Annotated in this window: 10 protein-coding genes; 3 read left to right on the forward strand and 7 right to left on the reverse strand. The window is 72.6% G+C overall.

The annotated features are described in order from the left end of the window. From HET64_RS33830 to HET64_RS33855, 6 genes are all read right to left on the reverse strand, one after another. Window positions 1-602: urease accessory protein UreD (locus tag HET64_RS33830; RefSeq protein ID WP_215111077.1), on the reverse strand; the 602-nt coding region annotated here is incomplete at its 3' end. After that, a complete protein-coding gene (ureG, locus tag HET64_RS33835; protein ID WP_018960958.1) occupies window positions 599-1,351 on the reverse strand; it encodes an urease accessory protein UreG in 753 nt (250 codons plus the stop codon). The genes ureG and HET64_RS33830, both read right to left, overlap by 4 nt. After that, a complete protein-coding gene (locus tag HET64_RS33840) occupies window positions 1,344-2,009 on the reverse strand; it encodes an urease accessory protein UreF (RefSeq protein ID WP_215111078.1) in 666 nt (221 codons plus the stop codon). The genes ureG and HET64_RS33840 overlap by 8 nt, the downstream gene beginning before the upstream one ends. Beyond that, on the reverse strand, window positions 2,009-3,712 hold the full coding sequence (locus HET64_RS33845; protein ID WP_215111079.1) for an urease subunit alpha: 1,704 nt from the start codon (window positions 3,710-3,712) through the stop codon (window positions 2,009-2,011). Before HET64_RS33845 ends, HET64_RS33840 begins: the two co-directional genes overlap by 1 nt. A gap of 1 nt (window position 3,713) precedes the next feature. Then, window positions 3,714-4,052 carry an urease subunit beta gene (gene ureB / locus HET64_RS33850; RefSeq protein WP_215111080.1) on the reverse strand — a complete coding sequence of 113 codons (339 nt, stop codon included), beginning with the start codon at window positions 4,050-4,052 and terminating at the stop codon, window positions 3,714-3,716. Next, entirely contained in the window at window positions 4,049-4,351 is a 303-nt protein-coding gene (locus HET64_RS33855) for an urease subunit gamma (RefSeq protein WP_215111081.1), read from the reverse strand. The genes ureB and HET64_RS33855 overlap by 4 nt, the downstream gene beginning before the upstream one ends. 526 nt (window positions 4,352-4,877) lie before the next feature. Between HET64_RS33855 and HET64_RS33860 the strand changes: the two genes are divergently transcribed. Both HET64_RS33860 and HET64_RS33865 read left to right on the forward strand, forming a co-directional pair. Next, a complete protein-coding gene (locus HET64_RS33860) occupies window positions 4,878-6,068 on the forward strand; it encodes an NAD(P)/FAD-dependent oxidoreductase (RefSeq protein WP_215111082.1) in 1,191 nt (396 codons plus the stop codon). 10 nt (window positions 6,069-6,078) lie between these two features. Beyond that, window positions 6,079-7,017: a sigma-70 family RNA polymerase sigma factor gene (locus HET64_RS33865; protein ID WP_215111083.1), complete on the forward strand. Its 939-nt coding sequence runs from the start codon at window positions 6,079-6,081 to the stop codon at window positions 7,015-7,017. Between the two features lie 30 nt (window positions 7,018-7,047). Here the strand turns inward: HET64_RS33865 and HET64_RS33870 are convergent, their stop codons facing one another. Beyond that, window positions 7,048-7,209 carry a hypothetical protein gene (locus HET64_RS33870; RefSeq protein WP_215111085.1) on the reverse strand — a complete coding sequence of 54 codons (162 nt, stop codon included), beginning with the start codon at window positions 7,207-7,209 and terminating at the stop codon, window positions 7,048-7,050. Window positions 7,210-7,215: 6 nt separating this feature from the next. Here HET64_RS33870 and HET64_RS33875 point away from each other — a divergent pair, with 6 nt between their 5' ends. Then, window positions 7,216-7,494 carry a DUF3253 domain-containing protein gene (locus HET64_RS33875; protein ID WP_215111084.1) on the forward strand — a complete coding sequence of 93 codons (279 nt, stop codon included), beginning with the start codon at window positions 7,216-7,218 and terminating at the stop codon, window positions 7,492-7,494. Window positions 7,495-7,624: the final 130 nt, after the last annotated feature.

The following is a 7,624-nucleotide window of genomic DNA, read 5'->3' on the forward strand; positions in this document are numbered from 1 at the left end:
GAGCCGATGATCCGGTTGGGGCCGAGGACGCCGGGAAGCTCGCGTATCTCCGGGTCGGTCAGGTCGAGGTCCTCGACCAGCAGTTCCCGGCCGTCGTACACGGCCCGGGTCCTGGCCCGGACATGGCCACCGCGTTCACCGGAGCGGCCCAGGACGAGGGTGTCGCGCAGAAGCATCCGGGCGCCCGCTGCGAGGGTCACCTCCATCGTGCGGTCGACCCGTGCCCCGTGCGCGACCACGAACGGCTTCCCGTCCCAGTCCAGTCGGCCTCCTGCCGCGATGTCGATCCTGGCCCGCCACGCCGATCTGCCTCCCCGGTGGTCGTACGCCACCAGACCGGAGGGTTCGATCAGCTCCAGGCGGGCCCCCGGGCCGACCGAGACGTGCAGCCGGAGATCGTCGCCGGCCAGCAGGCCCGCCCGGGTGCCGACGAGGGCGATCCGCAGGCGGTCCGCGCACGGCAGCAGGGGGCGGGGGGCGAGGAAGGCCCCGGGAGACAGCTCGCGGGCGAGGTGTCTCCCCGAGGCGTCGCGCTCGACGGCGACGACCGTGGGGTCGTCGGGCTCGGCCGGACCGGCGGCGGGCGCGGGCGGGCCCGTCACGAGCCGTCGTGGCTGTGGCTGTGGGGCGCCATCGGGCCGGGGTCGGTCGGGACATGGGTGCCGGAGCGGTGGCGTACCAGCACGGCCCGCACCCAGTCGGCCAGTTGGGCGATCGACTCCGGATCGTGCTTGGACAGCGCGAGGACCGGCAGACCGTCGCGGGCCCGTTCGGCGTCGGCGACCATGGCGGCCACGTCGACCTCCACATGGGGCGCGAGGTCGGTCTTGTTGATGACCAGGAGGTCCGCGCCGGTGATGCCAGGGCCGCCCTTGCGGGCGACGTCCCCGCCGCCCGCGACGTCGATGCTGAAGAGCTGGGCGTCGGCGAGCGCGGGACTGAACGTGGCGGTGAGGTTGTCGCCCCCGCTCTCGATGAGCACCAGGTCCAGCGGCCCGTAGGCCTCCTCCAGGTCCTCGACCGCGTCGAGGTTGGCGCTCACGTCGTCGCGGATCGCGGTGTGCGGGCAGGCGCCGGTCTCGACGGCGCGGATGCGTTCGGTGGGCAGGACGCCGGCCGAGCGGAGGAAGCGGGCGTCCTCGTCGGTGTAGATGTCGTTGGTGACCACGGCCATCGAGAGCTCGCCCGCCAGTTCGCGGCAGAGGGTGGCGAGGATGGAGCTCTTTCCGGTGCCGACGGGGCCGGCGACGCCGATGCGCAGGGCGCGCGGCTGGTTGAGCGGCTGGTGGTAGTGCTCGTTGGGGCCCTGGGCGGGCTGTCCGGGCTGCTGGGCGGATGCGTTGTCAGGCAAGGAAGAGTCTCCGTTCGCGTCGGTCGTGTTCGAGTGCCCACTGCTCGCTGAGCGGTGGTGTTCGGGCGGGGAGTTCGGCGGGGGTGCGCACGGCCAGTGCTTCCGTGACGGTTCTCGCGGCGTCCCCCTCGGCGGTGATGATCCACGCGACCGAGTCGAGGGGATCGCCGGGCAGCAGCTTGAGCGCGGCGGAGGCGATGGTCTGCAGTTCGTCGTAGACGACGCCGTGGACCAGGGCCTCCTCCCCCACCCCCAGGACGGCCCCGAGCGCCCCGAGGGTCACCGGCCGCAGGGGGCGCGGGTGGAGCCGTGTCAGGGCGGTGACCGCGGGATGGTCCGGGGCCAGCCGGCGGGCGAGGCGGTGCACGCCTCGGCCCAGTGCGGCGGACGCCTCGCGCAGCGGCGCCGTCGGCGTGCGGGCGGCGAGCGCCTCCTGCACGGGCGCGTACTCCACCGGATCGCGCTGGGCGGCGCGCAGGGCGAGTACGGCGGCGGCCGCTTCGGTGACGACGGTGGTGTGCAGGCGTGCCCTCAGCAGGGCGGGGATCTGCGCGCGGGTGAGGCCCGCCGCGACGGCCGGTTCGAGGCCCGCGCTGTAGGTGTGGGCACCGACCGGGAGCCGCCCGTCGGCGAGGAGGTGGCGGGCGAGCAGCGCCATCAGAACATGCTGTACCGCTGGGCCAGCGGCAGTTCGGCGGCGGGGGCGGGCTCGACGAGCTCCCCGTCGATGCGGATGGCGAAGGTCTCCGGGTCCACGTCGATGGCCGGGAGCGCCGTGTTGTTCGGCAGGTCCGCCTTGGTGAGGTGCCGGGTGGGCCGTACGGCGACCAGCTCCCGGACCAGGCCGAGCCGTTCGGCCAGTCCGTCGGCCAGTGCCAGCGGGGACACGAAGCTGACCGAGAGGTGCGGCGCGGCCTCGGCGGCGGACGTGGCGCGCAGAAGAACCGGCTGGGTGGTGGGAATCGCCGCGCCCGCGTCGCCCAGGGGCGCGTACACGGCCATGCCGCCCTTGATGACGGCGGCGGGCCGGATCCCGAAGAAGGCGGGATCCCAGAGCACCAGGTCCGCGAGCCTTCCGGGCTCCACGGAGCCGACGACGTGGTCGATACCGTGGGCCACGGCCGGGCAGATCGTGTACTTGGCGACGTACCGGCGCGCCCGCTCGTTGTCGGCGGGCAGTTCGCTGCCGCGGTCGCCGAAGCGCTGCTTCATGACGTGGGCGACCTGCCAGGTGCGGCAGACGACCTCGCCGATGCGGCCCATCGCCTGGGCGTCGGAGGAGGTGATGGAGAGGGCGCCGATGTCGTGCAGCACGTCCTCGGCGGCGATGGTGGTGGCCCGGATCCGGGACTCGGCGAAGGCGAGGTCCTCGGGTACCCGGGGGTTGAGGTGGTGGCACACCATCAGCATGTCGAGGTGCTCGGCGACGGTGTTGACGGTGTGCGGGAGCGTCGGATTGGTGGACGCCGGGAGGATGTTCGGGTGGGAGGCCACGGTGATGATGTCGGGAGCGTGGCCGCCGCCCGCGCCCTCAGCGTGGAAGACGTGGATCCCGCGTCCGGCGATGGCGTCGAGGGTGCCTTCGACGTAGCCGACCTCGTTGAGGCTGTCCGCGTGCAGCGCCACCTGGAGGCCGTACGCGTCGGCCGCCCGCAGTGCGGCGTCGATCGCGGCCGGGGTGGCGCCCCAGTCCTCGTGGACCTTGTAGCCGCCGGCGCCGCTGAGGGCGGCCTCGCGCAGGGCTTCCTCGCCGACGGTGGAGCCCTTGCCGAACAGCATGACGTTGAGCGGGACGCGGTCCAGGGACCGGTGCATCATGGCGAGGTTCCACGCGCCGGGGGTGACGGTGGTGGCCTTGGATCCCTCGGTGGCGCCGGTGCCTCCCCCGATGACGGTGGTGGTGCCGGTGGCGAGCGCCTCGTGGAGGGTCTCCGGCATCAGGAAGTGGACATGGGTGTCGACGGCTCCGGCCGTGAGGATGCGGCCCTCGCCGGAGATCACGTCGGTGCCCGGGCCGATCACCAGATCCGGATGGACGCCGTCGCTGATGTCGGGGTTGCCGGAGCGGCCGAGGGCGACGATCCGCCCGTCGCGGACCCCGATGTCGGTCTTGACGACGCCCCAGTGGTCCAGGACGACCGCGTTGGTGATGACGAGGTCGGGCGCGCCCTCGGCCCGGGAAGCGGTGGCCTGGGCCATCGACTCGCGGATGGACTTGCCGCCCCCGAAGACGGCTTCGTCGCCGCCGAAGCACCGGTCCTCCTCGACCTCGATCCACAGATCGGTGTCGGCGAGGCGGATCCGGTCCCCGGTGGTGGGTCCGTAGAGCGAGGCGTAGGCGGCGCGGGTCAGCTGGGCCATGTCACAGGTCCTCCGTTCGAGGCGTGGGTGTGGCGGCGGGTGTGCGGGTCCCGGGCAGCACGATGCCGGGAACGCGGCGGCGGCCGCGGAGTTCGACGAGGCTGACGTCGACGCCGACACCGGGTTCGAAGCGCAGGGACGTGCCCGAGGGAATATCGAGCCGAAATCCCCGGGCCGCACTCCGGTCAAAAGAAAGTGCCGGATTAGCGTCGGAGAAATGAAGATGCGATCCGACCTGAATAGGCCGGTCACCGTCATTCACCACGGTGAGAGGCAATACCGCGCTTTCGGCGTTGATGTGCACCACTCCGGAGCCGGTCCGGATCTCGCCCGGGATCACGGGATCGGCGAGGTGATCGTGACGAGCTTGCGCCCGTCCGGGAAGGTCGCCTCGACCTGGACGTCCTGCAGCATCTCCGGGACGCCTTCCAGCACTTCAGCACGGGTGAGCACGGCCCGGCCCGCTGTCATCAGCTCGCTGACCGGGGCCCCCTCACGAGCCCGCTCCATCGCCCAGCACGCGAGCAGGGCGACGGTCTCCGGGTAGTTGAGGCGGACGCCGCGGGCACGCCGGTCACGGGCGATCATTCCGGCAACACTCAGTAGCAATTTCTCCGTGTCGGACGGAGTCAGAAACATGGGAAACCTCCATGGCGGCCTCCCCGGAATTCCCGGCGGCGCCTGAACCACATGCCTCTTATAACCCTTCTCTTCCCGGCGTGGCAAATTCCTGCGCACGGCAAAAAGTCCCTTTTTGTGGTTACGACCCACTACATACGGGCAAAACGTACAAAATTCGGTCGGTCGGCTACCGGAATCAGCGCGTCGGAGCGGGCCGGTCGGAAGGTTCCGGTGGTGCTGTCCCGCCCGGTCCGCCCTGGTGCCGCGCGGGACGCGACGGTGACCGAACGGCGTCGCCGGTCCGCGCCCCCGGAAGGTCCGGCGTCTCGAAACGGGGCGGAAGATCGGGGGTGAGCAGTGACCGTGTCCGGGTCATCGATCCCACCTGCTCCTTCGGAAGTAGTACGGTCCCGCCCTCACCGGTGATTCGGAGCCGGGCGCCGAAGGGATTGGGTCGCCGGGTGACCCACCTCACACAGGGCACTGTCAGCAATCGGGGCGCCATCCCGTTCAGAGGACACACGAACGAGACAGGAGCCATGTCATGAAGCACCGCATCGTCGTACTCGGCGCCGGCTACGCCGGGGCTTTCGCCGCCGGCAACCTGGCCCGCAGGCTCTCCCCCGCCGACACCGAGATCACCGTCGTCAACGCCGTGCCCGACTTCGTCGAGCGGATGCGCCTCCACCAGCTCGCCAGCGGCCAGGATCTCGCGTCCCGCAAGCTCACCGACGTATTCGCGGGCACCGGGGTGCGGCTGCGTCTGGCGCGTGTCACCGGTATCGACCCCGAGCACAGGACCGTCGCCGTGGCCGGCGAGGACGGCGCCGGTGAACTCACCTACGACACCCTTCTCTACGCGCTCGGCAGCTCCGTCGCCCACCATGACGTCCCCGGCGCGGCCGAGTACGCCTTCGATGTGGCCGGCCGGTCCTCGGCGCTGCGCCTGCGCGAACGCCTGGCCGGCCTGGGCGGGGGCGGCACCGTCGTGGTCGTCGGCGAGGGGCTGACCGGCATCGAGACCGCGACCGAGCTCGCGGAGTCGCGTCCCGGGCTCTCGGTCGCGCTCGCGGCCCGAGGCGAGCTGGGCGCCTGGCTCTCCCCGAAGGCGCGCCGTCATCTGCGCGGCGCCTTCGACCGGCTCGGCGTCACCGTGCACGAGCACACCGCCGTCGAAGCCGTCGAGCCGACACGGGTGCTCACCGCCGACGGCAGGTCCATCCCGGCCGATGTGACCGTGTGGTCGGCCGGGTTCGCCGTGCATCCCATGGCGGCCGCCGCCGGCCTGGAGGTCGCCGGGACCGGCCGGATCGTCGTCGACCGCACCATGCGTTCGGTCTCGCACCCGGACGTCTACGCCGCGGGCGACTGCGCCTACGCGATCGGTGAGAACGGCCGGCCGCTGCCGATGTCCTGTGCCTCGGCCGGTCTCACCAACATGCAGGCGACCGCCGCGATCATCGCGCGCCTGACGGGCCGTGAGGTCCCGGCCACCGGGCTGAAGTACTTCGGCAACCACATCAGCCTCGGGCGGCGGGACGCCATCTTCCAGATGGTGGACGGGGACGTCAGGTCGAAGGCCTGGTACCTGGGCGGCCGAACCGCCGCACGGCTCAAGTCGGGTGTGCTCGCGGGGGCCGGCTGGGGCATCGCCCATCCGACCTTCGGCCTGCCGAAGCGCAGGCACCGGCTGGCCCCCGCGCCCGGCCGGGCCGGTGCGCGGGTCGCCGCCTAGGCTGATGCGCATGGACAGCGCAGCCGTCGATCAGTTCGAGGTCGGCCGGAGCAGGCTGGCCTCGCTCGCGTACCGTCTGCTCGGCTCGGCGGCCGACGCCGAGGACGCCGTGCAGGACACGTTCCTGCGCTGGCAGGCCGCGGACCGCGAGCGGATCGAGGTACCGGGGGCGTGGCTGACCAAGGTCGCCACCAACCTCTGCCTGGACCGGCTCCGCTCGGCCCAAGCGCGTCACGAGCGAGCGGCCGGCGCGTGGCTGCCCGAACCGCTCCTCGACGGCGACCCGATGCTCGGCCCAGCGGACACCTTCGAGCAGCGCGAATCGGTGACCCTGGCGGTGCTGACCCTCCTGGAGCGGCTCTCGCCTGCCGAGCGGGCCGTCTACGTCCTGCGTGAGGCCTTCTCGTACAGCCACGCCGAGATCGCCGCGATCCTCGACATCACCGAGGCGGCGAGCCAGCAGCATGCCCATCGGGCCCGTACCCGGGTCACCGCCGAGCGCCGCCGCGGCGGCGCGGCCGACCCGGCGTCCGCGCGCCGGGTCGTCGAGGAGTTCCTCGCCGCCGCCGTGTCGGGGCGAACCGATCGGCTGGTGGCGCTGCTCACGGACGACGTGACGGCGGTCTCGGACGGCGCCGGACTGGCCAGGCGGCTGCTGCGGTACAGGTCGCGCGAGCGGGTCGCCTCCTTCGTCCGGGCGGGCTTCAAACCGACGCCGGCGAAGCGGCGGCTGGCCGGCGGCTCGCCCGCGATGCATCTCGCGCGGGTCAACGGCACCCTGGCCGTCGTCGCCGTGGTCGGGCGCCGGGTCGTGGGCGCCGTGGCGTTCGAGGTCAGCGACGGCAAGGTCGCGTCCCTGTACGGCATCGCCGCCACGGACCGGCTCACGCGCCTCGACGAGGCGTGGCAGCACCACGAACCCGGCGTACCGGTCATCGACGCGTGGTGACCGGCCCGTGCCGACCGGCCCGTGGTGCGGTCACCAGTCGATGTGCGCGCTGATCCACGCGTCGAGCGCGTTCCCGTCGGCCGCGGGCGGCAGTTCGAGCGCGCAGGTGAGAGGAGTGAGACAGCTGGAGGTGGGTGAGAGAACAGGCGCTCCCCCGGCTCCCTCGCGCCGTCGGCGTGCCAGTGCCACCATGGAGAGGTGCCCGAGGACGAGCGACCGACCGGCCGACGCCTGGAGCAGGCGATCCTCGACCTGCTGAAGCGGCGTGGCCCGAACGCCACCATCTGCCCCTCCGACGCCGCGCGCACCGTGTACCGGGGCGACGACGACGGCTGGCGTTCGCTGATGGAGCCCGCCCGCCAGGCGGCCCGGCGGCTGGTCGGAGCCGGTCGGGTCGAGATCACGCAGGGAGGCCGCCCCGTCGCACCGGACGAGGCCCGGGGCCCGATCCGGATCCGGACGCGCCGCGCCCGCTGACTTCCGCGCGCCAACCCATCGCGCAGGACACCTGATGCGGCCGACGGTGACATCGCCGCATCGTCGCCGCACCTGGTCGTGGTACCCCGTGCCCCGGCTCGTCCGAGGAGGGGCACGGGGTACCACGACC

Origin of the sequence: Streptomyces sp. McG3, assembly GCF_018619185.1 — a bacterium.
Lineage (GTDB): Bacteria > Actinomycetota > Actinomycetes > Streptomycetales > Streptomycetaceae > Streptomyces.